Source organism: Lunatimonas sp. (assembly GCF_020832325.1).
Lineage (GTDB): Bacteria > Bacteroidota > Bacteroidia > Cytophagales > Cyclobacteriaceae > Lunatimonas.
In genome coordinates this window covers 67,748-94,137 of record NZ_JAFIEU010000043.1, presented here as the reverse complement: position 1 = coordinate 94,137, position 26,390 = coordinate 67,748, and the positions used below count along the sequence as shown (strand labels likewise).

The window sequence follows — 26,390 nt, the reverse complement described above, 5'->3', positions numbered from 1 at the left end:
GTTATAGTAATATTCCGATAAATTTATTTTTCATGGTAGGCCTGACAATAAGCATGAGGTAAGCCCAGTTTTGTGTCGTTTTAGGAGTTGCTTGTCCCTGAAGGAAAGCGAAGGTGTCGGAATGAAATAGTTGGCTGTAGCCTCCCTGTAATGATAGGGCATCGGTGATCAAATATCCAACAGACAGGTCGATCTCGTTCCCCAAAAAACGTGGCAGAGGTTCTAGTGAGGTGTCGTTGATGTACCTGTATACACTGCTTTGGGCATGAAATACGTGCATATCCAACTGCACAAAGAAGGTGGTATTGAACGCATAGCGACTCTTGACAAAGTAGTCCTCAAGACCGACCGAATTTTCGTGGGTACCCCCCACAAAAAAATGGTCCATGTATCCGTTAAACAGATGGTTGGTTCCGTATAGGGGGCTGAAGGAGCGGTTTACCCTGCGGTCGTTTGTCGCTGTCCCACTAAGAACCTCTAAACCAGCGAGCAGAGTAAGTCCACTGCCTCTTTCCTGATTTCTGGCCAGTTTTTGGCTGAAGGTAAGGCTATAGTTATAGGCTCGGGTACTTCTACCGGTAGGTTCCTTACCGGTTTGATAGTAGTAATAGCCACTCAGCTGACTCGCTCCTTTGGTGTATCGCAGGGTAGGGATTCCAAATGTCTGTCTGAAATACGTGGGAAAGATGATTTGATTTCCTAGACTGTCGGATCCGGAAAACTGACGGCCATCGTTCCAAAAGAGAAGAGAAAAACTCAAATTGTCCAGGCTGTTTTCGTACCGAAGCATCTGTGCAGCTTTGTATTGGTTGGGAACAGTAAACAGGGTGCCCGCTAATCGAGTGTCATTTTGATTAAAGGCAGCACCAACGTGTATCTTCCGGTTGTTTTTTTCGTGTTTTGCTAGCGCGATATCATGCGCCCGACCCTGTAGGGCCCAATCTAAGTTTCCCAAAAAGCGGAAGTTATCGTAGTTAAGCTCTTGTCTGCCGAGTTTCAAAGACCAAGTTTCTGAAAGGGAGATCTCCGCCCAAGCCTCGTGCACAGAAAGGAGGTTATCCGTGGCTTTAACCTGGGGAGTGCTCCCCCAAACCCGCACATCTTGGACGCTCATGTACATGGTTAGATTGTCCATTTTGTAGTTAGCCTGTAACCTAGCCCGGTGTGCAATAAAAAATGCCGGATCCTCTTGCGAATCGATGAGACGGCTGAAGCCATTTCTGTATTCGGACCGTTGAATGAGCTGACCATCCACCTCGAATTGTGCCTGCAAACGTGCAGAAAACATGCACATCGCGATCAAGGCATATCGAAAAAGGGAAGTCTGATTCATGTGTCTATAGTTTAATCCCTACTGGGCATAGCTCGTACCTGAATACCATAGCTACCTTTTTGTGGAGGCATACGTGGGCTTTGGGAAATGCAGAAAGTCTAGCGGCTGCTGCTGAGAATGGTAGTAGGTTTTTTGGCCTCCCGAGCTTTGCCCTCTTTGAGCCATTGCGGAACCACCTCTTCCAAAAACGATTTCTTGGCTGCCTTTTCGGAGGGAATATCTAAACCGATATAGGCCTGAAGGCTTGCTTTGCTAGAGAAGTCCGGCATCTCGACAGGCTTGTTGTGGCCAAGATCAGCCAATAGCCTGCTTAGTTGGATTCGGGTTTCCTGAATGATATCGGTAGCAGAAGTGATGATCCGGCTGGATTCCAATGGCGCATGGAAAGGCCCCCCATGAGATGCAACTACAAAGTCCCAACGCCACTGAGCGTGACGTATGCCCTGCTGTATTTCCTTCATGCGTTGGTCATCTGCACCCAACTCCAGGGCCTTGCCGGCTTCGATATGTGCCATAGCGAGCAATTTTTGTAGACGTGAAGAGCCTTCTTTAACTTTTCGCTGCCGGTCGAATACATCAGTCATCAGGTCAGCCTGTTTTTCTCGATGGCATACAAAGCAAGAATTCTCCACGTTACTCAAGGGAGAACCAATGTGGTGGTCGGTAAATTTCTGCCCACCTTCGTTTTTGTAGGGCATGTGACAATCCGCGCAGGACACTCCCCGTTTGGCGTGGACACCCATTTCGTAGAGCTCGTAGTCTGGGTGCTGTGCCTTCAGCATGGGTGTTTTGCTTATAGGGTGCACCCAGTCAGCAAATCCAATTTGGTCGTAATAGGCTTCCATGGCTTCCACGTTCAAGCCGTCTTTCCATGGAAAAGTGAGGTACATCGCATTTTCTTTACCAGGTTTGGATTTATCAAAGTAATACTCCACATGGCATTGGGCACAGACAAGGGACCGCATTTCCTGGTGTGAAGCTTCGTTGATGTTCTTCCCCATGGCTTCGAATGCCTCTATCAGTGCAGGGCGGGTGATGGTTAGGTTCATGGTCTCCGGATTGTGACAGTCTGCGCATCCGATGGGGTTAATAACCTCCGTGCCAAAATCGGAAAGCTTTTTACTGTAGTATTCCGTTACACCGATTTCACTCATTAGCCTGGGCACATCGGGACTTTTACAGGTCCAGCATGTGGAGGGCTGTGGGCCGTCTCCGGCTTCTTTCGGTGCACCGGTGCGCAGGGTTTGGTGGACATCGGTTACGGCATAGGCATGGCCTCGAGGATGATTATAGTCTTTGCTAAATCCATAGCCCGCCCATAGAACCACCAATTCGGGCTGATCATCCAGCACATCCTTGAAACCACTCGTATTATACATGCTTTTAAAAGTGGTGTCCTTGGTTTGCTGGTAGGACTGGTACTGCCTGGGGTAATTTAATCCCCAAACAGAATCTCTTGGCTCAATGCCTTCTAATTTGACTTTGGGCTGATAGGCGAACCTCGCCTCCGTTCTACGGTCCATGATCGTATATGCCAGCATGGCTAGCAGAAAGGCGACAAGGGCAGTCAGTAAAAATAATATCCAGTTCTTCATTGGTGGGATGGTTTGCAGGTTATTCGGCTTTCTTTTGTTCCATTGTGGCCTTCAGCCATTTGGGGATTATTTCCAAATCATCGGGTTTGTAGGTCTTGATAGGTTCTATCTGATGACCTACGGAAGATAAACTACGGACTTTGCCATGGGGGACTTCTTTATGGCATTCCCAACAGATACGGTCGGTTCGGTGGGACTGATGGTTTTCTACCACCTCCATCAGGCGGGCGTCTGTCACCTGATCCTGATGGCAGCGTATGCAATTGGCTTGAATTACATTGATGGAGGGCTCCAGCGCACGTATGACTTGCGGCTCGGCACGCATCGTAAAGACGGAAGCATGGTATAGTCCGTCTTTGGCCTTGAAGAAATACTTATTGACAACATTATCGTGAGGGACATGACAGTCGTTGCAATGGGCAACCTCTCGATGAGAGCTATGTGTCCAAGTGATGTACTGGGGAGTCATGATATGACAGTTTACACATGCCTGAGGATCGTCCGAAAGGTAGGAGGCAGCGTTGCTGAGTCGGAGCACATACAACCCTAATCCAAAAATCGTAGCAACCAATACGATGGCATATGGGCGCCATCGGTGCGGAGGAATTAGGTTATACCTAAATAAGTTACGTTTTATCTTAGTCCTCTTGCCCATTCATTGTCGTAAAAAAGTACAAGACTGAAACATCTTCTAAGGTATGCAAAAAATATTAAAAATGCAGAAAAGAATGAAATTAACGAGCAGAATTTATGGGAAACCTGTAGATGATAAACAATCTTTATTTGCGCTTTTATTCCCGACTGTCGTAGCAGCTGTCAGTTGGTAGGTAAACTGACTGTTTTCTCGAATGCCTCCAGGTCCTGGGGTTTACCGACTAAGTAGATGATATCTCCCAATTTTAATTTGGTGTCTCCGGTGATGTTTGTTTCTGTAGCACCAGCCCGTTTTATAGCTACTAGGTTTACTTTGGCCTTTTCCCGTAAGTTAGCTTCTTTGATCGGAAGCCCAATGTAAGGCCCTGTGTCTTTTTCGATTTCCACGCTAACAAAGTTGATTTCAGGAACGTCTAACGCCACACCGGTACCCTGTTCCAATGAGGCATAACGAAACATCTCGTAGTTGTGGGACCGGACATCCTCTGTAAAAGCGGCGATGTTTCGTTTTGGAACCAGGTATTTGTTTAATACCCTCGTAAAAATCTCGATTGAAGTCTCAAACTCCTCTGGAATAACTTCATCGGCCCCCAATTGCTTGAGCGATTCGATTTCATTGACATAGCGGGTTCTGACGATTAGGCTGGCATGAGGGTTATAGGACCTGACATTTAGGACAATGCCTTTTGTGGCGTCACTGTTTGAAATGGCAACGACAACCACGCGGGCTTTGTGGATATTGACGTGTTCGAGTACCGTGCTGTTGCTCGCGTCACCATACACGATCGGTTCACCTTTGGCAGCTTCGTCTCGTACCGTTTCAGGGTTCATCTCAATGATGGCAAAAGGGATATCGGCTGTTTTTGCTGCGCGTGCTAGGTTTCTCCCGTTTAATCCATAGCCTATAATGAGCAGATGGTCGGTTAACTTTTCTTCGTTCAAAACACCCATAGGGACTGACTGATCAGTTTCCAGCCGGTTCTTGAGTTTGGAAGGCAAAGGTGCATTCAGGATTCTACAGGCCAAGTTTTCCCGCTGTTTAAGGACAAATGGTGTAATGGCCATGGTCAGGATAGAGATAGCAAGAAAATACTGGTAGGTCTCGTTGTCCAACAGTTCAAATTTCAACCCTTCCTTCGCCAAAAGCAACGAAAACTCTCCCACCTGAAACAGTGAAAAGCCAACGATAAAGGCTTCCTTGAAACTGGAGCCTATAGCTCTTACCGCTAGGGTGGCCGCTGCAAATTTGAGAACAAAAGTCACTACGACCAGCATCAGAATGATCAGCAGGTGTTCATACAGAAAGGTGACATCAAACAGCATCCCTACTGAGACAAAGAAGAAACTCAGGAAAATCTCTCTAAAAGGCAATATTTTTCCAGTAGCATGGTGGCTGTATTCCGATTCGCTGATGATGAGACCTGCCAGGAACGCCCCTAAGCCCAGCGAAAGTCCCAGCAGCGAAGTGGCATAGGCTACCGCAAAGCAAATAACAATGATACTGAGTAGAAACAATTCTTCGTTACGGGTTGAAGCCACTCGGTATAGAATGCGGGGAATGACGTATTTGGCACCCAATATGGTCAGGACAATGACCAGCCCGCCCTTAAGCGCAAGAAACAGCAGAGAAAGCAATATATTGTCAGACTCTCCCGCCAGCATAGGTGTAAAAAGCACGAAAGGGACGATGATGATATCTTGAAAAATCAAAATGGCAAGTGTTGTTCTTCCAGAAAGGGTATTTACCTGTCCGGCCTCTTGTAGGATTTTTAGCACAATTGCCGTACTGCTAAGGGAAAACAGAAAACCAAAAAACACGGATACTGGCCAAGAAAAATCGAACAAATAGGCGACTAGCATTGTGGTACCTATGGTAAAAATGACTTGCAAGGAGCCACCGATAAACACAGCACGCTTGATGGCCATCAGACTTCTCAGTGAAAACTCCATGCCAATGACAAAAAGTAAGAGGATTACACCAATCTCAGAAAGAACGTCCACAGCTGTGGAAGCGTCCACCAAGGATAACCCGTAGGGTCCTGCAATCGCCCCCGTAAAAAGGTATCCGATGATCGTTGGAAGTTTTAGTCGCATGAACAACAAGATGACCAAGGTGGCCAACCCAAAGATCACTACGATGTCAGAGAGAAGCGGTATCTCGGCTGCTGCGAGTATAGTTGGAAACATAAAACTTCGATATCCTTTTACTTGGTTAGGAGCAGTAAAAGTACATCAACCAAATCAAAAAATACATTTTTTTGACAGAAAGTCAACAAACACCCAAAGAAGGACCAGCTGTACATGCGGCGGTACTAGATAGGCACTCAACTTGTGTTGGCTATAGGGCTATAGCTTTTCAGCAATGGAACTGCCTGGGAAATCTTAACAATTAGGCATAGACTGTAACTTGCGGAGAATTTATCGCCAATTAATATGCAAAGCCGAATTTTTTGTAAATGAAATGCATCAGCCACGCCGGGCCAACCAGCAGGAACTGTATGTCTTGAAAGAAGGACGGTTTTTTACCTTCGATCTTGTGTCCGTAAAACTGTCCTATCCATGCAAGAATGAAAATGGCTAAGCTAAAAGCCCAAAGTGGAATAGGAAGAAGGATGGACGCAAGATTTGCCAGTGCCAAGCAAACGGAAGAAAAGAAAAGCATCCCGAGTGCCAAGGGTGGAGAGATCGAAACATAGTAAAACAATACGACTGCGAGTACTAATGTGGCCCAATTGGCAAAATTTCCCAGCAAAAACTGTAACCAAAGCAGCGGTCCAGCAGGAATGCTGAACAAAAGCCCTACGATGCTAAAAAAAATTAACGGCACACAGACCCAATGAATAGTCTTATTGGTCGTGTGCTGATGACTTTCTCCATAGGCTTCGAGCAACTGATCAATTTTTCTCATAATCTGAGGATTTATGTACGAAATATAGCTAAATATTTTTAGGTGTCTATCTTAATGGTCACATCTTGTCCCTGTTTATCTAGATGCCTGCCTTGCCGGTAGGCAGGCTCGATTTCATCCATGTGTTTTTTGAATTGAAAGGGCAACAGGCTTACTTCTGATGGTCCTTTTTGCCTGTTTTTTGGGGTAGCTTTAAAAAAAATGGTAGGTTTGAGGCGTAAAACTGTCGAAAGACGGAAATTTGTGTTCAAAATAGAGGGGTAATCGAAACAGGGAATTGATGAGGAAGAACTTACTGGACAGGGCGTTGTTACCAATCAATCGATTTATCCACTATGAAAACAGCGCAGGGATTGCGCTGTTTTCCTCTGTTCTGCTCGCTATCATTTGGGCCAATTCTCCTTGGCATGAAAGCTACCATACGTTTTGGCATTATAATTTCACCATTGGGTTTGACGGGTTCGACCTAAGTTATTCGCTACATGATTGGGTCAACGACGGGCTCATGGCGATATTTTTTTTCATGGTAGGGCTTGAGCTCAAAAGGGAGATCATGGTCGGTGAACTGGCGTCTTGGAAAAAGGCTGCACTCCCTTTGGTTGCTGCGGTCGGAGGAACACTGGTGCCGGCACTTATCTATCTGACGATTAATCAAGGCATGCCAACTGAACAAGGGTGGGGCATTCCGATGGCTACCGATATTGTGTTTGCGCTCGTGCTATTGGCAATGACCGGCAAGCATGTACCCATCTCCGCAAAGATTTTTTTGATTGCCCTTGCTACCATAGACGATATGGTGGCTGTACTCGTTATTGCGCTGTTTTACACCGTGGATCTTTCCTTTACCCACCTGATCTGGGGGTTGATCATTTTGACGATTATGGTGGTGGCAAATAAACTGGGAGTAAGGAGTACCCTTTTTTACGCAACTGTCGGCATCATCGGAGTCTGGCGGGCCTTTTTGTTATCAGGTATTCACGCTACCATCGCGGGCGTATTGGCAGCCTTTGCAATTCCGGCGAGACGCCGAATCAACGAGTCGCTTTTTTCCCGAAAAATCCGAATGTTGATGCACCATTTTGACGATGAAATACCTGAAGATGGACCATTGACGACGGATAAACAGCATGGGATTATTGAAAAGATCAAGACGATCTGTGCGGAGGTTCAAACGCCGCTACAGAAAATAGAGGGCGCCCTGCATCCAATCGTGTATTTTTTGGTTATCCCTCTTTTTGCACTTTCCAACGCAGGGGTGACCGTGGAGGAGAGTTTTTTTACCGATCTGGCAAATCCGGTTACGGTGGGGGTATTTTTAGGGCTGGTAGTCGGAAAGTTTGCAGGTATATTGGGTTTCAGTTGGATTTCGGTAAAATTGAATTTCGCTTCATTACCAAAGAAGGTAACTTGGCGTCAAATCTCTGGTATAGCGGCTTTGGCAGGAGTAGGGTTTACCATGTCATTATTTATTACCCAGCTGGCTTTCGAAGATTCACACAGTATTGATATGGCCAAATATGGCATCATGCTGGCTTCCATAGTGTCTGGATTAGTGGGTTATTACCTGCTAAAAAGCCAAATGCCGGTAAAAATAGACCCCAGATACCGAACCAAATAAAATGCCGTACCCACGCGGCGTAGGGGTATGGAGGGATGATTTGTCGGTTCTACATTTTAAGCAGTATGTGAATAACCGATATTTTTTTTACCTTTATCTACCTTTATCTATGTGGTGAATAAGAAAAGTCGTTAATGAATAAAGCTATCAAGCAACCCACCGTACTGGAAGCATTTTTTCCGATTGTTTTTCTGGTCGTTTTATTGATTCTAAACATACAGGTTTTCGGTTCTGAAGGGCTCGGAGGGTCTAATCAATTGGTGCTGGTAATGGCTGCGGGTGTAGCAGGTTTGGTGGCTGTATTTCGACTGAATTTTCCCTGGGGCAAGCTGCAGGATGGGATGATCAAAAGCATATCTGCGGCCATGTCCTCCATCTTGATTCTATTGTTGATTGGATCCTTGGCGGGTACTTGGATGCTAAGTGGCATTGTACCGGCCATGATTTTTTATGGGCTTCAAGTATTGAATCCCACGATTTTTCTGCTCGCTGCCTGCGTGGTAAGTGCTGTGGTCTCTATAGCAACTGGAAGTTCCTGGACAACGGTAGCAACCGTGGGTGTAGCACTTTTGGGAATCGGAAAAGCCCTGGGCTTTGAGGAAGGGATTATCGCTGGGGCCATCATTTCCGGTGCTTACTTTGGGGATAAGATGTCTCCACTTTCGGATACCACCAACTTGGCTCCGGCCATGGCGGGAACCGATTTATTTACCCATATCAAACACATGACCAAAACCACGGTACCCTCCATTTTGATTACACTGGTGATTTTTGGAATTATTGGGTTTACCGGAAATACCAAGGGTTCGGTGGGTCAAGTCAATGAGATCAGCCAGGTAATTTTAGACCATTTTCAGATTAGTGGCTGGTTGTTTATAGTGCCGTTTTTGGTTATCGTTATGATCGTCCGAAAAGTGCCCGCCATCCCTACGTTACTGGTGGGAGCTCTGTTGGGAGGTGTTTGGGCAGTGATATTTCAACCCGGGCTGATCGCTGCTTTAGCATGGAATCCAGAGATGGGATTTGCCTTTAATGCGTTTCAGGTAGTGATGACTTCTCTCTATGGAGAGACAGCGATTACCACTTCCAACGATGTGGTAAACGAGCTGCTGGTGACGGGTGGGATGGCTGGAATGCTGAATACAGTATGGCTGATCGTTTGCGCCATGGTATTTGGAGGTATCATGGAAGTAAGTGGCATGCTTCGGGTCCTTGCTGAGGCGGTAATCAGAAAAGTAACCTCCGTGGGTTCATTGATAGCAGCTACTGCCGGGACAGGTATTTTTTTCAATATCACTACCTCCGACCAGTATTTGGCCATCCTAGTGCCTGGAAGAATGTATGCCGATATCTATAGAAAGCGAGGCTTAAAAGGTGAGAATCTCAGCCGGGCATTGGAAGATAGCGCTACCGTGACTTCCGTGTTGGTTCCTTGGAATACCTGCGGTGCTACGCAAGCATCTGTATTGGGAGTGGCTACGCTCACGTACGCACCCTATTGTTTTTTTAACCTCATCAGTCCACTGATGACGATTCTGTTTGGATATTTAAAGCTCGGTATTAACTATTATTCCGAAGAGGAGTTTAAAGAAATACAACAAGAAGTTGCCGTATGATACCTTTAAAAATCACCAAAGAAGAAGTCAATCAATTGGAAATTGGAGCCTTTGACGGGGAAATATCACTCGTGGAAGACCGGGAGGGGCTAGAGGAGTTGGTAGAGGAATTATACGGCCAAGCCTATATTGGTTTTGATACGGAAACCCGTCCGGCATTTCGGAAGGGTGTCAGCTACCAAGTTGCCCTCCTGCAACTGGCTACCCGAGAGAAGGCATTTCTGGTGCGGCTAAACCACATGGGTCTGCCAAAGGTTGTGAAGCAGATACTGGAAAATCCCCGTGTGGTAAAGGTAGGGGCAGCGGTTCGGGACGATCTCAAGGCCCTTAAGAAGCTGGATACGTCGTTTAATCCGGAGGCATTTTTCGACTTGAACGAAGAGCTAAAAAAGGTCGGGTTTTTAAACGTAGGCGTCCGAAATCTGAGCGCCATGGTGTTGGGCATACGGATTTCAAAGTCTGAGCAGGTTTCCAACTGGGAAGCAGATAGTCTTACCGATAAACAGCAGCTATATGCGGCAACCGATGCTTGGGCATGTTTGGAGATATATATAAGGTTGCGTGATCAGGGATATCTGGACGGGCTTTTCAATCGATGATCGTGACCGATGGATTGGCCTTCAATTCAGCCTGCACTATATCCACGTTTTTTAGTCGGCAGGACAGTGATGCCGTGCAGAATTCGCGAAAATCCTGAGAGATTATTTCCACCTCTAACTGATTGATCAGCCGCATGACTTCGGCCGTGTCTTGATATTCATACCGTAGGCGAATGATCTCTTTTCTGATGACTGTTTGGATACGGTTAGTGTCCAAGGCGAGGGAAGCTGCTGTTTTGTAAGCGCTTACAAGTCCTCCGACGCCCAGTTTGGTGCCCCCAAAGTAGCGGACCACCACGACCAAGACGTCTGTCAGGTTTCGAGATCTGATTTGCCCCAAAATCGGATCGCCTGCCGAATGGTTCGGCTCCCCATCGTCGTAAGCGCGGTATATTGGAGGGTTGTCTCCCAGCAGGTAAGCATAACAGTGATGTCTGGCATCATAATATTTTTTGGAAAGATTTTCCAGATGCATTTTTACCTCCTCTTCGGTCTTAACCGGATACGCGAAAGCTAAAAATTTACTTCCTTTTTCCTTGTATAGTCCCTCTGAAGTCTCCGCGATCGTCAAATACGTATCTTCCATTTGGAATACCATTATAAATAGCTCTTAGGTTTGTTCCTTTTCCACTGCTTTGGCTAAATTAGTGCTTTGAACTGAAATAATCCGAATAGTTTCTCCTTTGTTCGCATGAATGGTTGAATCGAAGCATTCGGTGGTTTCCTGCTTCCTCATGTCACAATTGCCGCTTGTTTCGATCATTTGCACCTCATTCAATCATGAGAAGTATGTTTTTGAGGCGCTTAATAGCGTGGTGAATCAGCAATATAAGGATTTGGAACTTTTGGTAATAGATAATGGAAGTAGTGACGACTCGGTGAAGGTAATTGAAGATTGGATTTGGCTCCATGATTTTTTCAATCCTGTGAAGACTTTTTTTTATGCTGAGACAGGGAATTATTGCCGAGTTTTCAACGAGGCTCTTTCTCACTGTAGCGGAAAATACATCATCGATCTGTCTGCAGACGACATACTATTGCCGGGTCATGTGTCTACAGCTGTTCATAGATTGGAAGCTTCCAACGCCGCTGTTTATTTTTCCAATGTAAGTTTACTATATCCGGATGGCAGGCAGCAACATTTTTACCCCACTAATTTGGAGGGGAAACCTATTTGTTCCGTTCCGGAAGGAGATGTGTACAAAGAGGTAGTAGAACGATACGCAATCAGCACAGTTTCGATGGTGTTTAGGACTCATGTGCTTTTGCTAGAGGGAGGATATGATACAAAATTGGTATACGAGGATTTTGATATTCTGGTGCGATTGGCCCGTAAGTATCCTTTTGTTTTTGATCCGAATATCGGAGTGGTAAAGCGGATACTTCCGAATTCCTTTGCAGCTCATCAATATCGAAAGGGGACTTCCCGTATGCTGCCTTCCACGTATCAAGTGCTTTTGAAGATCAAAAAGATGAACCGTACCGCTGAGGAGAACCGGGCACTTTTGAAGCGGATCTTGTACGAATCCAAACAGGCATTGGCTTCGGCAAATTTCGATGTCGCCGATAAAATGTTGTCACTGGCTTCAGAGTTAAAAATGCAGCGCTGGAAGGTGCTATTTTATCGGTTGTGGGCCTCGTCTCGATTGGATATATCCATGCTCTTCTCCCTGCTGCGGCGAAGGTAATCAGGGGCCCACAATTACTTCTTTGATCGTGTCCGGCCTGAAATAAGCGCTGCTTTTTACCATTATTTCCTCCGCTGAAAATGTCTTCATATAATGAAGCTGTTTCTCATAGAAGGAATAGTCTAGGCCCTGTAGGTGAACTCGTTTGAAGCGGGTCATTAGATCAAATGGGCTACTAAACTGGGAAAGTAGGTTTCCGACCAAATAATTTCGAATCGTGGATACCTCCTCTTCACCCATCGGTACACTGCAGAGCAGCTCCAGCTCTCGGTAGATTTCTTCGATGGTTTGCTCCGCATAGCCCATTTTGATATCGGCTAGTACCATCCAATAATCCGTAGATTTAAGGCTTCCCAGAAAACTAGAAATACCGTAGGTAAAACCTTTCTCCTCCCGGATGTTTTTAACGAGGCGGCTACCAAAATACCCGCCCAGGGCAGTATTCGCAATCATCAGTGCAAAGAAGTCCGGGTTGGATTTTGGAATCAGGATTTTGCCCAACCGAATACTCGATTGAACCGCGGTAGGCCGTATTTCTGTCAGACGTTTTTCCGGGAAGGTTTCAAGGTCTGGCATCGAATACTTGCCTTCGTCGAAGGAAAGGTCTCCAAAATACCGCTCGATTTCCGCCAACTCCCGATCTCCTAAATTCCCGGTAAGGAAAATCTCCGGGGAAACCCGAAAGTATTGGTCGTAGTATTCTCGGATTGCTCTTTTGGTGACTGCGTCCACATGGGTTTCCTCGGAGATATATCCAAACGGATGGTTTTCTCCAAAAAGCACCCTGCGGATCAATTGGTTGCCACGTGCACCGGTTTGATCAAATTGAAGATTAATGGTAAGTTTTTTTTGTGACTTTCTCTTCTGAAGTTCTTTTTCGGGAAAAGTGGCTTCGGTAAATAAGGAACGAAATACCGGTAGAACTTCCCGAAAGTGCTTGCGGGTAGTCAACAGAGAAAGTCCCTGCTGCTCGTATCCGGTATGTATCTCTACTTCCGACGCATAATAGTCAAAAAAATCGTCCAACTCCGACGAGTTCATTTCCTTTGTACCTTCCAAAAGCATATTTAACGTAAAAAAAGGCACCAGTGAATTTTCTAAGGAAAGCGGAAGTCCAGCCGAGGGCATGATAACTTCCAGTCGGATAGCGTCGACCTGCGGGGTGTGTATAAAATACAAAGGGACTCCGTTTAAAAGAGTCCGTTTGTCAGGTTCTCGTAATTCTATTTGTTCTGGTATTTGAAATGCCGGAGCTATTCGTCTGTCAAGCATCGCTTATTTGGAGATGTTATAGGCGAGTGACAAGCGGAGCGTTTCAGCCAGCGGATGATTTTGAGTCTGAGGTACTAAGTACGAGAAATCAAAGGAAAGACCTTCGATTATTCGGAAACCCACTCCCATGGTGAAGTACCGCCTGCCTCCTTTTCGTGGATTTTCGTAGAAATAACCCGTTCTAACCGCAAACTTGCCGTCATAGTCGTATTCTACACCAAAGGAAATCATGACTTCCTGAAGCTCTTCCCGAAATCCTCCCGGCGCATCCCCAAATGAACCGAACATACCACTCAGCAGGGGACGGGTAGGATCGTTTCCTGCAAGTATGCTAGGGCGGTTGGTTACGGGGTCCCGCACGATCTGACCGTTTGCGTTTCGTTCATACAAGGGCGGAGTTGGTACCATCAACTTATTGAAATCCAGGGCAAAAGTTATGTTGTTAAAATTATCCATCGGGATCTTGAGCGCAGTACCCAAACGGAAATTGGTAGGCAGATAATCCAAATCCTCTGCACTGTTGTAGGTGATTTTTGGGCCTATGTTTGACATGTTTAATCCCCACGACCACAATGCCTCTTTTCCGGACACCAGGACCTCTGATTGATGATATACGCCGATGTCTGTCCCCACGCTAACACCCGGACGGCTTTCGTTGCCGCCCGCAGAGGAGATGTTTCCAGAAAGGTTGGAATGAATAAATCTGGCAGATATCCCCAACGATAGATTGTCGGATAATTTCCGGGAGTAAGTTCCTCCAATAGCAATATCTCTAGGGTTAAAGTCGCCCAAAGGGTCCCCGTTTTCATTGGTGAGTTGGATGGACCCCATGTCGAAATACCTCAGATCCAATCCAAATGCGGAAACATTGTCAATGCGCTTGTAGCCGGTCAGGTAATTGACTGACATATCGGGTACCAAACGTCCCAGCCAAGGGGAGTAAGAGAGCGAAAATCCCATATCCGAATCGATAAACGCAAGTTTGGCCGCATTCCAATGTGCCGAATTGGCATCGGGAGTGGTGGCTACTCCCACATCGCCCATGGCCGAATGACGGCTGTCGGGCGCAAAATTCAAGAAGGGTACCGCCGTGGTGATGACTCTCCTGTTAGGATCCTGCTGGCCAAATAAGGTCACGGAATTCTGGGCTACCACAAAATGGGGTTCCAAAAAAACCGTTGCCAAAAAAAATAGCGTGTAAATAAGTTTTCTGATCTTCATTTAATCAACAATTTTCCCCCGATCTGGTCAGAAGTACGGTCTTCCTCAGAAGAGAGTTTTAAATGATAAATATACGTTCCTTTTATGGGAAATACAGCGTTGCCCTCTGAAAATATCCAATCAAGCCCTCTGATGTTTTCACCAGCGTTTTGAAAACGTCTTTCCGTTGAAAATATTTCACGACCGTCAATCGAAAAAATCTGCAATACCACACCGATCGTCTCCCCCGGTCGGTTATGCCAGATCTGAAAGGCCGTTTGATGCGACGCGGGGTTGGGGTAGTTGGATGCAGCCAAGATTTTGATTGAATGAACCCCGGTCACGTCCAGTCGAATCTCCTTCACCGTACGGTTGCCCAAGTTGTCAAAAGCTGTCAGGACGATTCGGTTTTCACCTTCTTGCAGACCCGTAAGCACCAACTCCAATGCTCCCCGTTCAAACCCGGAATCCAGTGAGCGAAACAGGTGATTTAGCGTCAGAGGAGCCTGATGATTTAGCTGTAGCGTGAGGTCCTGACCCAGGTTAATGGGAGAGATGTTTATGCCGGAGGGATCCTCAAAAGAGACCGTTAACCGAACCTGTGTAGTAGATAGTTTTCCGCTTGGAAGGAAATTGTCCCGATCGTAGGTCACTGCGATGCGCGGACCTTCGGTGTCTTTCAAGGAAGTAGGATAGGTACCTCCCACCTGTACCCGCATCGCTCCCATCATTTCGCCGGCCGTTCCGGTAGCCTGGCCAAAAAGTTGAATGCTGCCTTCTCCAAGTTGGTAGTTGATGTTTTTTCCAACAAAAAAGCTTCCTTCAAATTGTCCCTGTTCGATCTTTCCAACTCCTCGGTGCAGCAGGGCGCTATTTTCAAGAAAATCTATCGGTTGGCTTTCATCGCCACGTGTCCTTAAGGTAAGGGGTTTGTCTAATACACGGATATCAAATGTACCGTCAAATCCCGAACCGACTGCTCGAGAAAGCGGTTCGACCACCGTGCCGCGAAAACGAATCTGCTGCATCGCCCGGATAGTATCCACTTCCACCTCCATGGATGCATCCGTGAGCATCAGCTCTCCCATGTGATATTCTGGAAGGGATAGTTTGAGAGATGGGTCTCCCAGAAGGGAAAAATTTCGGTTTAGGGAGCCGCTTAGACTATTGTTTTTTGTCTGACGAAATATTTCCCCCAACGAAAGGTACTCCCCGTTGGGCCTGGAAAACATGTTTTCAATGAATGCCCGGTTTAGCAGGAAGTTGACACTGCTAAACACCGGCCGTCCGGTGGTAAGTAAGGCGATCGCTCCTTTGCGCGGGGTGAGGAGCAGCCTTTCAGCGGCGGATTGAATCATCGGGCTATCGTGCCTGCCAAATTCGCAGGTGGCCGTTACAAATACAGGTAGGCGATTTGACACAGGCATGTCAGCGATATCAGTGACCCGAAATAGTCCCTCTGCGGTCAATGTCGTTTCGTTTCCGTGACCAATGTAATTGATCAATAGTCCGGACTCCTTCAGCCATTCATGTAAGAACGCCCTTGCCGCGGGGGATTCCTGCGCACTGCCCGTGTTCAATTGTTCAAAGCGGTCTAAATAGAGTTTATCTACGATGAATTCCGGGTGATTTCTGAACAAAAACGAAGCATGGGCCTCGGCATCATGGACGTGTATATTATTGTCTCCATCGTCGGCCATTAAGAGCACCCTCCTTTTCCAATCTCCTTCTGTGCCGGACCAACTGGAATAATGCACGATCTTATCCACTGCATGTCTTGCGTCCTCCAAGCTTGTAGCGGGAATTCTTCCTACTCCAATGTTCATCAGATGGTCACCGGCATTTGATTCTTCCCACTCTCCATCACCGAAAGTAAGGAAGCCAAAATAATCATCCGAGCTGTATGTAGTAAGTGGGTTCAGGCTGTTTCGGGAACTGTATGTGGGTACTAGACTCGGCTCTCCGCCAAGTATTTGCTTGAAATCAAACGTGCCTTTCCCTAAAAGGAGTACGTTTTGTAGGGATTTACCTCGATGGTATTGGTTGGCCAAGAAGTTTCGTAGAGCACTTGGATCTGGATTTCCATATCCGAATGAGTCAAATATTGCATCGATACTTACCGCTTTTGCAGAAATACCTGAACCGTTTTTGAACGAAGCCAGGCGATTGGCTTCCGTCATCAGTTGTGGTGCCGTTACGATCCATAGTTCCGGGAAGGAGGTTTCCTCACGGAGGGATAGATCCACGGGTCTAGTAATAGTCATCTCCGGTACCGATCTGGGGTCGAACCAAGCGATTTTTGATACTTCTGAACGAAGAGTGCCTGCATGTTCGATTTCTTGCACTTGAGTCCCAAGGGACCAAACCCGACGATTATCCGGAATTTCTAGGGTAATATCACTGGTGGCTCGAGGACGGTACAGGACGAGATTTTCAACCAACGAGGGATTAACTGGAATGCCCACCCATAGATGCTTCAAATAGCCGGTGCCGTTCCGGTCGGCTGTTTGGAATGCAAACTGCACCTGTAGTTGAGAGGCGGATTGTAATACAATGCGCTCGGAGGCGGTATGCTCTCTCCCTTTGATTCCATAGGTGCTAGCTGGAATCGAGGGGATAGACGATTCGTTGATTGCTTCGCCATTTAGTGCTGTGGTAAACTGGCTCTCGGAAGTGGATTGAGCGAGAAGCGTAGCAGAAAACAGTACATGGTGCTCTGAGTCAAAGGCAGAATGAACAGGAAGGGTTATATTGGCCGTTTGCCCGGAGAACATCCGATGTCCAAACCAATCACGCCCCGATTGCAGCAGGTTGAACGCGGGTTGATGGTAGCTTTCCATAGCGTACCAGGGAGTCGAGGGGTTGGTATGGAGGTCTGAGGTATGCCCCGCGTGAATTGACGCTGAAATACGTTTTGGAGATGGCGATTTCCCAGTGATAATAAAGTGTTGAATTTCGGAATAGTGGTTAACCTGAAAATCCGGGGTTTTTTCCTTCCATGTGAAGGTGTCTGGTCCGGAAAGGTAATAGTAAAGAGCGTCATTGATGAGCTGTCCAGGAAGCTCCAACATGTCCAACGCGGCTGAATCCAATCGTTGAGGAAGCATGCCGTTTACCCCATAGACGCTGATCTCTTCGAGGTCACCCAAGCCCAATGACCGGGCTTTCGATTGGGTGATTTTATAGATACCTTCCTTTTCGGTTGTGATTAAAAATGCCTGGGCACTCAATGTGCCCACACTTGACAACCAAACGGTGAGCGTGGCTAGTGAGGTCCATATATTAAAGTTGGACGGCATTTTTCGTTAGGGAATGATCTACCATTGAGAGGCCTAGGTAGGTCACGATGATAAAAGGAACGCCTCCGACACCCCAAAATACCAAAACGAAAAACCCAACAGCCAATAGAGTGTACTTTAGAAAGTTCTTTTTAACAGAAAATGTTTTAAACTTTAGGGCAAGCAGAGGGAGCTCTGCGGTTAGAAGAAAAGCGAAAATGACAACCAATAGACCTAGTACAATAGGGTGAAGGAGGGTTTTTCCTAGCGAAGGGATGGACAGGGCCAAATGCGGTAGCGTACTGAAAAACAAGGCGTTGGCAGGGGTAGGCAGGCCAATAAACCGTTCACTTTGCCGTTCATCGATGTTAAATTTAGCCAAACGAAGTGCGGATTGAATACCAATTAGAAATGCGAGATAGGGGAGGTATTCTAACTGACCCCCACTTTGGAGCAGCTTAAAGGCGATGAATGCCGGCAGCACTCCAAAGGTGACCATATCTGCTAGGGAATCCAGTTGCTTTCCTATTTCGCTGTGGGCACTGAGTAGTTTTGCCAAAAAACCGTCCAAAAAATCAAACACTGCGGCTGCCATGACAAAATACGCACCCCAGAGTATTCGGCCTTCCAAGACAACGTATATGCCGGCCATCCCACTGCAAAGGTTCAGGCAAGTGATTAGGTTGGGAATGTGCTTTTTCACCGTCAAAATCTAGCGTTTTTACCTACAAAAGGATTGGTAATTTTCTCCACGCCAATGGTAGTTTCCGGTCCGTGGCCAGGGAATACCACTACATCGTTTGGCAGGGAAAACAGGCGTTCTTTGATGGCTGATAACAAGGTATTTGTATCTCCACCGGGTAGATCGGTGCGGCCGATACTGCCCTGAAAAAGGGTGTCGCCCCCAATGCAGATTTTTGAAGCCTCGTGATAAAATACCAAGTGTCCTGGAGAATGCCCAGGTACCAAAATTGCCTTTAATTGCTGGTTTCCAAATTTTATGATTTCACCGTCAGAAATAAAGTGGTCGGCCTTACTTTCTTGAAAATGGGGAAATCCATAATTCGGCGCATAGGCAGGTACAGATTTTAGAATTGGATCTTCGTCTCTATGGTACCAAAGGGGAATATCATAGCTGTTCTGTATAAAAGCATTCCCCAACACGTGGTCGATGTGGCAATGGGTATTAAGGAGCCTCACGGGTTCAAGGTCCTGGGATTGTATGAAGTCAAAGAGTTCGGCCCTTTCTTGTTTATTATGGCACCCCGGATCTATCACTACCGCCTTTTTTGTCTCGTCAAACAGCACATAGGTGTTCTCCATAAATGGATTAAACGTAAAGGTTTTTATCTGCATGGGCAAATGGATTAATTTTACTTCAAAATAACGAATAATGATTTAATTTTGGGTATGAAAACTGATTTTTTACTGATCGGCCAAGGATTGGCTGGAACGGTATTGTCGTGGAGATTGCTGGCTCAGGGTCATCGGGTACATCTGGTGGATACACCCGGATTGCAAAAGAGTTCTCGGGTGGCAGCCGGCCTTTACAACCCCATTACGGGTAGAAAGATGGTTAAGACTTGGGCCGCAGATTTGCATTTTCCAGCAATCGAACCTTTTTACCGGAGCATGGAAGAGCGTTTGGGCCAGCGTTTTTTAGAACCTAAGCCCATCTACCGGCCATTTTTGAATGTGGAGGAGCAAAACGAGTGGATGGGCCACAGCAGTCGGGATGAATTTCGCCGATACCTGCTCGAAATCCGTACGACATCCAGGTATGAGGCCGTCAACGACCCCTATGGCGGTGTGTTGCTCGATCAGTGCGGCTACTTGAATATTCCCAACCTGTTGGACGCCTATGCTGCCTGGTTGGAGGAGGAAGGCCTGCTGACCCGTGAGGTATTTGACGAATCAAAGCTTACGTTCCATTCGAAGGGAGTAGCTTACGGCGATATAGAGGCCAGATCGATCGTTTATACCAATGGATTGGGCGCGATGGAAAGCCGTTATTTTTCGTGGTTGCCTTTCCGGCCTGTTCGTGGAGAAATTTTGTCTGTGGCACAATCATTTTCTCCGGATGAGATAATTAACCGCGGGGTATTTCGTATTACTCTTAGCGGTGGACTTCACCGGGTGGGGTCTACTTATGATAACAATGATTTGGATTCGGGCGCCACGGAGAAGGGCAAAAGTGAATTGCTTGAGAAATTGCGTGCGCTCATAAATCCACCTTTGACAGCCATACATAAGCACGAATGGGGCATACGTCCAGCGACCAAAGACAGGAAGCCGTTCTTAGGACGGCACCCTTCTCATAATCAGTTATATATATTCAACGGACTAGGGGCAAAAGGAGTCTCGATGGCTCCTTATTTAAGCATTGAAATGAGTAATTTGCTAACTTTTAATAAGGAACCTTCTAAAGAGGTGAACATAAATCGTTTTTTTAAGTATATTTAAAGAATCAGTTTCTAGATGAAGGAAAGTAAATGAGCGTTAGATTTCTACCCCTGTTTATTATCATTTTCGTGGTTGGTAACCTTCATTTGGCCAACGCGCAGTTCGATCAAGAGCGATTTGGAAAAAATCGGGTTCAGCACAAGAATAAGGAGTGGTATCACTTTAGTTCGAACAACTTCGAAGTTTATTTTTATGACGGAGGGATCACGAATGCCCGGTATGCGATAGACTTTTTGGAAGGTGAGTTTGACCGACTTACCCAGACGATCGGTTACGTGGCCTACACAAAGCCAAAGATTTTTATTTACAATTCCAACCAAGAGCTACTCGAAAGTAACCTGAACCTGAACAAAAATAATTACACGATTGATGGGCAGACTTTTTTTTCCAAGCTATTGGCTGAAGTCCCCTTCACTGGATCTTGGGAGTCGTTTAAAAAGGACCTGCTTTTTCAAACGTCTAAAATTATCATGGAAGAGATGCTCTATGGTTCGAGCATCAGCGACGCTTTTCAGTCAAACTTGATCAATAATTTCCCGGATTGGTTTATCGATGGTGCTGCGCGGTACATGGCATACGGGTGGGACATGGAGATGGACGACTTTGTGCGGCACTATTTGGACGGAAACGAGAACCCGAAATTTCACAAGCTGAACCCGCAGGAGGCCGCTTTGGTTGGGCAGTCCATTTGGAATTTTATCGTAGAGCGATTTGGCCGAAGATATATATCGAGCATTCTGAATTTGAGTAGAATCAATAGGAATGAAGAGAGCAGTATCGCCAACACCTTGGGGAGGAGGTTCAAAGATTTCCAGACCGAATGGAGGTCTTTTTATACCGGATTGAATACGCAGGTGCTGAATACATTTAAAGACATCAACCAAAACAACGAGATTGCTTCCACTTCTAAAAACAAATATGGTTCGATTACGTCTGTGAAGTTCAGCCCGGACGGGAAAAACCTGGCCTACGTCCTGAACAACGACGGAAAGTATCGGGTCATTATACGCGACCTCTCCAATAGCCGGGAGCGGATTATTTTTCGGGGTGGGTACTCTTCTTTTGATCAGGAAGCAGACCTCACCACACCGGCCATTGCTTGGCGAGACACCTTGAGTTTGGTGCTTGCAGGCTTTAAGCGTGGAGTGACTACCATCCGCATGCGGGCGATTGACGGTAGCTCGCAGGATAAAATATTCCTGCGTAACCTGACACAGATTCTGGATTTGGATTTTGCTCCAAGTGGGCGTACCATGGTCTTATCCGCCATTTCTAACGGGAAAACGGATATCTACACGCTAAATATGCGGGGTCAGGGACGACGCATCACCAACGACGTATTTGACAATAGAACACCCGTCTTTTTGAACGATTCTACGATCATCTATGCTTCTAATAAAACCGACCTTCCTGACAGCCTATTGACCGGCAATATCGATGTAAATAATCTACCGGATTACTACAACATTTTTATGCTGGAAACCGGCAACGATACCTTGGTTCATACCAAGTTGACCAATGTCAACCACGTGAATATCATGCCTCGGAAGTTAAATAATACTACGGTACTTCATTTGAGCGAGCAGAGTGGCATTATGAATATTATGCGGTTTGGCTTAGGAAACCTGGTCAGCAGTCAGGTATCTGCATTTAACCGAAGTGTAGAAACGTTCGATTATTCACTGAGTGCCAACAAATGGGCCTATGCCATAAGAGATGGAAATCAGAGTCGGTTGGTTTTGGAGAATTTCCCAAATCTAGACCAATTCACCCCCAGTACACCCCGGCTTCAAATTCAGCAGGCGAAGCAGTTGAACGAGCGTATTTCGTCCCGTCGCATCCAACGCGAGACAGAGGAGGACGACGATGAACCCGATCGTGCCGATGAATCACCGGAGCCAGCACCTGCCTTGATAGATCGTAGCCAGCGCCGTACAGAGGACGGACAGGTGCTAGCAGACACAACGATTGTCGGAGGTGTAGATCTTGAAAGCCTTCTGATAGGAGGAGCTCCTCGTCCGGAGAGTCGCGTACCCTCTTCTGTTACGCCCTCAGCCTCAGCTACACCTCCTTCTGTGAATCAGCAAGCCACCGCGGGAGACACCCTGCCTTCCCCATCGCAGCCGATGACCGGAGCGATTAGCCTGGATCGCCTGCGTTTTGAGCGGGAAGGAGGTATCAACACCGACGAGTACGCTTTTGATACCATACCGCCGGGCAGCACGCTACAGCAGCAAGCTCAGCAACCGCAGCAGCAACAGCCGGGAGCAGTTGGCAGGAGTAATATTTTGGAGGCTTTCAGGCAGCAGGCGATGGTGAAAAGGGTGACTGGCCCAAGAAGGTATACGCCATTGTTTACTACGACCAGTTTAAATACCAACTTTGGAGTGGATCCGTTAAGAGGATTTGCCATCAACTTGCATGGAAAAATGAGCGATCTGCTAGACAATCACTCCGTAAGAGGAGGGATCATGACAGCCTTGGATTTTAGTTCTGGCAGTGACGTCTTTTTCGAATACGAATACCTGAAAAGCAGGATTGATTTGCGAGCTAGGTTTGATAGACGGGCTATTAGCCAAAAAGAAGGCAATATGCCTACCCAGAAATATGTGCTTACCAAGTCCGAATTGGGCATTTCTTACCCATTCTCGGTGAGTACCCGTTTTACATTAAGTCCATTTGTAGCAAAGACCCAATACTTTAATCTAAATCCCGACTCCATATTGCGCGGCAGAGACGAACGGCAGAACCGCTTTGACGTAAACTATGCGGGTGGACGAGCGGAATTTGTAGTTGATAAGACTCGCCTATTGGGGCTCTACATGGAGCAGGGTTTTAAAGGAAAGATTGGCGTGACGCATTATCAGGGATTATCCGATGCTCAGCGTTCGTTCAGCAATGCCTTTGTGGATTTGCGAAACTATCAAAAGATCCACAAAAACATCACGTTGGCCATGAGGGTGTTTGGAGGCAGTTTCTTTGGCAATAATCCACAGCAATACCTGGTGGGAGGGATGGACAATTGGCTCTTCAACCAGTTTCATCAGCCGCCCAGCAACAGACCGGAGGTCTCCCCGGTGAGAAATCCAGATTGGGTCGAAAACTCAAATATCCTTTTTACCGAGTTTGTGGATTTGCGTGGGTATAACTACGATGAGATTAGAGGTAGGAACGTGATTACTTTTACGTCGGAATTGCGAGTACCCCTGTTTGCGTACCTTTCCCGAGGCAACATCACTTCCAATTTTGTCCGGAACTTCCAGCTCGTGGGATTTTATGATGCAGGGTCCTCCTGGAACAGTGCAGCGCCTTGGGAGCGAATCAATGACCAGAATACGGAAGTCATACGTACGGAAGGTTCTCCATTTATCATCACACTTAACAATTTCAACAACCCGTGGCTTCAAAGTTATGGAGCTGGTCTAAGAACGGTGTTGCTGAATTACTACGTAAAGTTTGATGCAGCCCGACCAATACGCAACTACGATGTAGAAAAAATGAGATTCTATGTCACTCTAGGATACAATTTCTAAGGGCTGTATATTGCGGCATGATTAAATCCATGACCGGCTACGGTGTAGCTGACTTCGAGAATGAACAGTGCAGAATACAGGTTGAGGTTAAGACGCTGAATTCTAAATTTTTGGATCTCTCCCTTAAGTTTCCCAAGCAATATGGCGAAAAGGAACTGGAGCTTAGGAACCTGATCTCTGAAAAGTTGGTGAGGGGGAAGGTTTCTTTGACGATTGAAGTAATCGAAAAGAATTACGAGCAGCTACCGGTTTCCATCAATCGGAGTTTATTTCATGCCTATGTACGTGAATTCAAAGGACTGGCAGATCAGGCTGATCTTCGTACAGACGACCTTTTTAGACTGGTATTGCAGTCGCCCAATGTGCTTTCTAATCACTCAGAGACACCAAGGGATTTGACAGAATGGGGGCTGATTGCGCAAGTGGTAGAAAGTGCTCTCCAAAAATGCAATGAATTTAGAGCACAGGAAGGAGCATCTCTCTACGACAAGTTCGAGGAGAATCTGGCAGCATTAGCCAATGGATTGGAACGAATCCGAACCGAAGATCCCATCCGAAAATCCCGGATCAAAGATAAAATCCGAAATCACTTTTCGGAGTGGTTGGAGGAGAGCAGTTTCGATCAAAACCGTTTTGAGCAGGAGTTGATTTATTATTTTGAGAGACTGGATATCACAGAAGAGATCGTCCGTTTAGAGACTCATTTGAGGTATTTTAGCAAGGTGCTACAATCGGAGGAAACCCAAGGAAAAAAGCTAGGATTCATCGGGCAGGAAATAGGCAGGGAAATCAACACAATCGGCTCCAAGGCAAATGACGTAACTGTGCAGCAGACGGTTATTCAAATGAAAGATGAGCTTGAGAAGATCAAAGAGCAAGTACTGAATATCCTATAGTTGTTTATTTCCGTCATATTCATGTTCAGACTTTGAATAACGCGCTGTAAAGGCGACTTGACAATTAGAATCTTTCTTCCTCCAAGACGCAGAATTCTTTTCCTGTGATGCAACTCACTAAGGATAAAAAAAGGCTACCAACATTTAGCTGGTAGCCTTTTTTATGTTTTTATCAACGTTGTTAGCTAAGCTTGAACCTGATAGGGAGTCGCATCTTTACACGTACTGGCCTACCACGCTGCTTACCTGGTTCCCATGCTGGAGCTTCTCTAACTACCCGCATAGCTTCCTCGTCACAACCGCCTCCTATACCTCGCAGGATATCTACGTCTTGGATGGATCCGTCAGTATTTACAACGAATACTACATATACCGTACCTTCTATACCCATACGTCTCGCTTGGGTAGGGTACTTAAGGTTTTTCTGAAGGTACTTATGCCATCCTTCCATACCTCCCGGAGGAGTTGGCATGTTTTCTACAACATCAAAAATTTCATCGGCTTTTTCAACAACCGGTGCATCTTCGATGACCACTTCCTTGATCACCGTTTCTTCTTTTACATCCACGTCAAAGTTTACCTCGATTTTTTCTTCGATTTCAACTTCATCTGGGATCTCTTTGATTTCAGGCTGCTCAATTGGTGGCGGTGGTGGTGGTGGCTGTTCCGTGATCGGAATGTCCAACAGTTCTTCGAATTCATCGTTGATTGATCCTAAATCTTTGAGCAATCCATCTCCATAGGATTTGTACTCAAAGGCAAATAGGACAAGACCAACGCTTACCAGCAAACCTAGATTCAGGAACATGCCCGTCTTCTTGGTCAAATCAGCTTTTGGCGTTTTCTTAGCTTCCATGATTGATTGTCCTTTATTGTTGTTAAATTATTATTTCACATTAACGGAAACAATTCTAGCAAATATTTTTCACTTATACAAGAATGCTTCGCTTCTTATTCAAATAAACAAACAAAACCATTCCGATGGTTCCGCCAGTTATATTTGCACCGATATCTAAGTAATCAAACGATCGATTAGGAACGTATGCTTGCAGGTACTCTGTAAAGATAGCTAAAATAACTCCAAAAACTAAGTAATTAAGAATTATTTTTTGAATTTTTATTTCACCGGTAGCTGGCTTGTTCCAAACCCTGGCCCAAAGAAACACCAATCCAAAGAAAAGCGTAAAATGAACCAATTTATCGAACCCGGGAAAGGTGGGTAGCTTCGGAACGCTGCTGCCGGGTGATAGTACGGCATATAAAAGACCCATGGTCCATAATATAGCAGGAAACAAGCGGTATGACAGCGCCTTATTCACCAATTAGCTCTGCGTAAGCTTCTGCTGACAGCAGGTCGTCCGGTAAGCCTTCGGTGAGTTTGATTGTTATCATCCACCCTTTGCCATAAGGATCTTCGTTTACTATTTCGGGAGACGATTCCAATTCCTCGTTTAATTCCGTAACCTCCCCGGAAACTGGCATGAACAAATCAGAGACCGTTTTAACGGCTTCCACGGTGCCGAATACCTCACCTTTTTCCAATGTTTCGCCGATGGTTTCTACCTCAACGTATACGATATCACCGAGCTCTCTTTGGGCAAATTCTGTAATGCCGACCGTTGCGATGTCGCCATCTACTTTTACCCACTCATGGTCTTTTGTGTACTTTAACTCCTCTGGAATGTTCATATGTGTTAGTTCTATTGAATACTCAAAAATACAAGGTTTACGCTATTG

At 46.2% G+C, this 26,390-nt stretch carries 21 protein-coding genes; 7 read left to right on the top strand and 14 right to left on the bottom strand.

Annotated elements, in window-relative coordinates; all coding sequences use genetic code 11:
- Window position 1 precedes the first annotated feature (1 nt).
- The 5 genes from JJU34_RS15845 to JJU34_RS15825 form a co-directional block, all read right to left on the bottom strand.
- Window positions 2-1,333, bottom strand: coding sequence for an alginate export family protein (locus tag JJU34_RS15845; protein WP_228693380.1), 1,332 nt, complete (start codon window positions 1,331-1,333; stop codon window positions 2-4).
- Window positions 1,334-1,431: 98 nt separating this feature from the next.
- The gene (gene nrfA, locus JJU34_RS15840) at window positions 1,432-2,928 is read right to left on the bottom strand and encodes an ammonia-forming cytochrome c nitrite reductase (protein ID WP_228693379.1); all 1,497 of its coding nucleotides are present in this window, start codon (window positions 2,926-2,928) and stop codon (window positions 1,432-1,434) included.
- Between the two features lie 19 nt (window positions 2,929-2,947).
- Entirely contained in the window at window positions 2,948-3,583 is a 636-nt protein-coding gene (gene nrfH, locus JJU34_RS15835; protein ID WP_228693378.1) for a cytochrome c nitrite reductase small subunit, read from the bottom strand.
- A 161-nt stretch (window positions 3,584-3,744) separates the two neighbouring features.
- Window positions 3,745-5,769, bottom strand: a complete 2,025-nt coding sequence (locus JJU34_RS15830; RefSeq protein ID WP_228693377.1) for a monovalent cation:proton antiporter family protein — start codon at window positions 5,767-5,769, stop codon at window positions 3,745-3,747.
- Window positions 5,770-6,010: 241 nt separating this feature from the next.
- On the bottom strand, window positions 6,011-6,490 hold the full coding sequence (locus JJU34_RS15825) for an Mpo1-like protein (RefSeq protein ID WP_228693376.1): 480 nt from the start codon (window positions 6,488-6,490) through the stop codon (window positions 6,011-6,013).
- Between the two features lie 280 nt (window positions 6,491-6,770).
- On the opposite strand from JJU34_RS15825, the gene nhaA reads away from it, so the two are divergent.
- The 3 genes from nhaA (at window position 6,771) to JJU34_RS15810 (ending at window position 10,323) form a co-directional block, all read left to right on the top strand.
- Window positions 6,771-8,108: a Na+/H+ antiporter NhaA gene (gene nhaA / locus JJU34_RS15820; protein WP_228693375.1), complete on the top strand. Its 1,338-nt coding sequence runs from the start codon at window positions 6,771-6,773 to the stop codon at window positions 8,106-8,108.
- A gap of 134 nt (window positions 8,109-8,242) precedes the next feature.
- Window positions 8,243-9,724 (top strand): Na+/H+ antiporter NhaC, encoded by a 1,482-nt coding sequence (gene nhaC, locus JJU34_RS15815; protein ID WP_228693374.1) that lies wholly within the window; start codon window positions 8,243-8,245, stop codon window positions 9,722-9,724.
- Entirely contained in the window at window positions 9,721-10,323 is a 603-nt protein-coding gene (locus tag JJU34_RS15810) for a 3'-5' exonuclease (RefSeq protein WP_228693373.1), read from the top strand. Before nhaC ends, JJU34_RS15810 begins: the two co-directional genes overlap by 4 nt.
- On the opposite strand, the gene JJU34_RS15805 is transcribed toward JJU34_RS15810, so the two are convergent.
- Entirely contained in the window at window positions 10,313-10,909 is a 597-nt protein-coding gene (locus tag JJU34_RS15805; RefSeq protein ID WP_228693372.1) for a YigZ family protein, read from the bottom strand. The two genes, JJU34_RS15810 and JJU34_RS15805, sit on opposite strands and share 11 nt — an antisense overlap.
- 148 nt (window positions 10,910-11,057) lie before the next feature.
- Between JJU34_RS15805 and JJU34_RS15800 the strand changes: the two genes are divergently transcribed.
- Window positions 11,058-12,011: a glycosyltransferase gene (locus JJU34_RS15800; protein ID WP_228693371.1), complete on the top strand. Its 954-nt coding sequence runs from the start codon at window positions 11,058-11,060 to the stop codon at window positions 12,009-12,011.
- Here the strand turns inward: JJU34_RS15800 and JJU34_RS15795 are convergent, their stop codons facing one another.
- The 5 genes from JJU34_RS15795 to JJU34_RS15775 all read right to left on the bottom strand — a co-directional run bounded on the left by JJU34_RS15795 (window position 12,012) and on the right by JJU34_RS15775 (window position 19,117).
- Window positions 12,012-13,190 (bottom strand): pitrilysin family protein, encoded by a 1,179-nt coding sequence (locus JJU34_RS15795; RefSeq protein WP_366512720.1) that lies wholly within the window; start codon window positions 13,188-13,190, stop codon window positions 12,012-12,014.
- 96 nt (window positions 13,191-13,286) lie between these two features.
- Window positions 13,287-14,504 carry a type IX secretion system outer membrane channel protein PorV gene (porV, locus tag JJU34_RS15790; protein WP_228693369.1) on the bottom strand — a complete coding sequence of 406 codons (1,218 nt, stop codon included), beginning with the start codon at window positions 14,502-14,504 and terminating at the stop codon, window positions 13,287-13,289.
- Window positions 14,501-17,782, bottom strand: a complete 3,282-nt coding sequence (gene porU / locus JJU34_RS15785) for a type IX secretion system sortase PorU (RefSeq protein WP_228693368.1) — start codon at window positions 17,780-17,782, stop codon at window positions 14,501-14,503. The genes porV and porU overlap by 4 nt, the downstream gene beginning before the upstream one ends.
- Window positions 17,766-18,464, bottom strand: a complete 699-nt coding sequence (pssA, locus tag JJU34_RS15780; protein WP_366512719.1) for a CDP-diacylglycerol--serine O-phosphatidyltransferase — start codon at window positions 18,462-18,464, stop codon at window positions 17,766-17,768. Before pssA ends, porU begins: the two co-directional genes overlap by 17 nt.
- Before the next feature lie 2 nt (window positions 18,465-18,466).
- A complete protein-coding gene (locus JJU34_RS15775; RefSeq protein WP_228693366.1) occupies window positions 18,467-19,117 on the bottom strand; it encodes an MBL fold metallo-hydrolase in 651 nt (216 codons plus the stop codon).
- A 54-nt stretch (window positions 19,118-19,171) separates the two neighbouring features.
- Here JJU34_RS15775 and JJU34_RS15770 point away from each other — a divergent pair, with 54 nt between their 5' ends.
- From JJU34_RS15770 to JJU34_RS15760, 3 genes are read left to right on the top strand one after another with little or no spacing between them, the layout of a single operon-like run.
- The gene (locus tag JJU34_RS15770; RefSeq protein ID WP_228693365.1) at window positions 19,172-20,224 is read left to right on the top strand and encodes an FAD-dependent oxidoreductase; all 1,053 of its coding nucleotides are present in this window, start codon (window positions 19,172-19,174) and stop codon (window positions 20,222-20,224) included.
- 29 nt (window positions 20,225-20,253) lie between these two features.
- Complete coding sequence (locus JJU34_RS15765) at window positions 20,254-23,757, top strand: biopolymer transporter Tol (RefSeq protein ID WP_228693364.1); 3,504 nt, start codon at window positions 20,254-20,256, stop codon at window positions 23,755-23,757.
- A gap of 29 nt (window positions 23,758-23,786) precedes the next feature.
- Entirely contained in the window at window positions 23,787-24,653 is an 867-nt protein-coding gene (locus tag JJU34_RS15760) for a YicC/YloC family endoribonuclease (protein WP_301005388.1), read from the top strand.
- A 181-nt stretch (window positions 24,654-24,834) separates the two neighbouring features.
- On the opposite strand, the gene JJU34_RS15755 is transcribed toward JJU34_RS15760, so the two are convergent.
- The 3 genes from JJU34_RS15755 to gcvH form a co-directional block, all read right to left on the bottom strand.
- The gene (locus JJU34_RS15755) at window positions 24,835-25,509 is read right to left on the bottom strand and encodes an energy transducer TonB (protein WP_228693362.1); all 675 of its coding nucleotides are present in this window, start codon (window positions 25,507-25,509) and stop codon (window positions 24,835-24,837) included.
- Window positions 25,510-25,582: 73 nt separating this feature from the next.
- Window positions 25,583-25,924 (bottom strand): VanZ family protein, encoded by a 342-nt coding sequence (locus JJU34_RS15750; protein WP_228693361.1) that lies wholly within the window; start codon window positions 25,922-25,924, stop codon window positions 25,583-25,585.
- A gap of 40 nt (window positions 25,925-25,964) precedes the next feature.
- Complete coding sequence (gene gcvH, locus JJU34_RS15745) at window positions 25,965-26,342, bottom strand: glycine cleavage system protein GcvH (RefSeq protein WP_228693360.1); 378 nt, start codon at window positions 26,340-26,342, stop codon at window positions 25,965-25,967.
- Window positions 26,343-26,390: the final 48 nt, after the last annotated feature.

Excerpts from the sequence above, each read along its gene's own strand:
- JJU34_RS15845 (WP_228693380.1), bottom strand. The coding sequence starts at position 1,333 with ATGAATCAGACTTCCCTTTTTCGATATGCCTTGATCGCGATGTGCATG.
- nrfA (WP_228693379.1), bottom strand. The coding sequence starts at position 2,928 with ATGAAGAACTGGATATTATTTTTACTGACTGCCCTTGTCGCCTTTCTG.
- nrfH (WP_228693378.1), bottom strand. The coding sequence starts at position 3,583 with ATGGGCAAGAGGACTAAGATAAAACGTAACTTATTTAGGTATAACCTA.
- JJU34_RS15830 (WP_228693377.1), bottom strand. The coding sequence starts at position 5,769 with ATGTTTCCAACTATACTCGCAGCAGCCGAGATACCGCTTCTCTCTGAC.
- JJU34_RS15825 (WP_228693376.1), bottom strand. The coding sequence starts at position 6,490 with ATGAGAAAAATTGATCAGTTGCTCGAAGCCTATGGAGAAAGTCATCAG.
- nhaA (WP_228693375.1), top strand. The coding sequence starts at position 6,771 with ATGAGGAAGAACTTACTGGACAGGGCGTTGTTACCAATCAATCGATTT.
- nhaC (WP_228693374.1), top strand. The coding sequence starts at position 8,243 with ATGAATAAAGCTATCAAGCAACCCACCGTACTGGAAGCATTTTTTCCG.
- JJU34_RS15810 (WP_228693373.1), top strand. The coding sequence starts at position 9,721 with ATGATACCTTTAAAAATCACCAAAGAAGAAGTCAATCAATTGGAAATT.
- JJU34_RS15805 (WP_228693372.1), bottom strand. The coding sequence starts at position 10,909 with ATGGAAGATACGTATTTGACGATCGCGGAGACTTCAGAGGGACTATAC.
- JJU34_RS15800 (WP_228693371.1), top strand. The coding sequence starts at position 11,058 with ATGTCACAATTGCCGCTTGTTTCGATCATTTGCACCTCATTCAATCAT.
- porV (WP_228693369.1), bottom strand. The coding sequence starts at position 14,504 with ATGAAGATCAGAAAACTTATTTACACGCTATTTTTTTTGGCAACGGTT.
- porU (WP_228693368.1), bottom strand. The coding sequence starts at position 17,782 with ATGCCGTCCAACTTTAATATATGGACCTCACTAGCCACGCTCACCGTT.
- JJU34_RS15775 (WP_228693366.1), bottom strand. The coding sequence starts at position 19,117 with ATGCAGATAAAAACCTTTACGTTTAATCCATTTATGGAGAACACCTAT.
- JJU34_RS15770 (WP_228693365.1), top strand. The coding sequence starts at position 19,172 with ATGAAAACTGATTTTTTACTGATCGGCCAAGGATTGGCTGGAACGGTA.
- JJU34_RS15765 (WP_228693364.1), top strand. The coding sequence starts at position 20,254 with ATGAGCGTTAGATTTCTACCCCTGTTTATTATCATTTTCGTGGTTGGT.
- JJU34_RS15760 (WP_301005388.1), top strand. The coding sequence starts at position 23,787 with ATGACCGGCTACGGTGTAGCTGACTTCGAGAATGAACAGTGCAGAATA.
- JJU34_RS15755 (WP_228693362.1), bottom strand. The coding sequence starts at position 25,509 with ATGGAAGCTAAGAAAACGCCAAAAGCTGATTTGACCAAGAAGACGGGC.
- JJU34_RS15750 (WP_228693361.1), bottom strand. The coding sequence starts at position 25,924 with ATGGGTCTTTTATATGCCGTACTATCACCCGGCAGCAGCGTTCCGAAG.
- gcvH (WP_228693360.1), bottom strand. The coding sequence starts at position 26,342 with ATGAACATTCCAGAGGAGTTAAAGTACACAAAAGACCATGAGTGGGTA.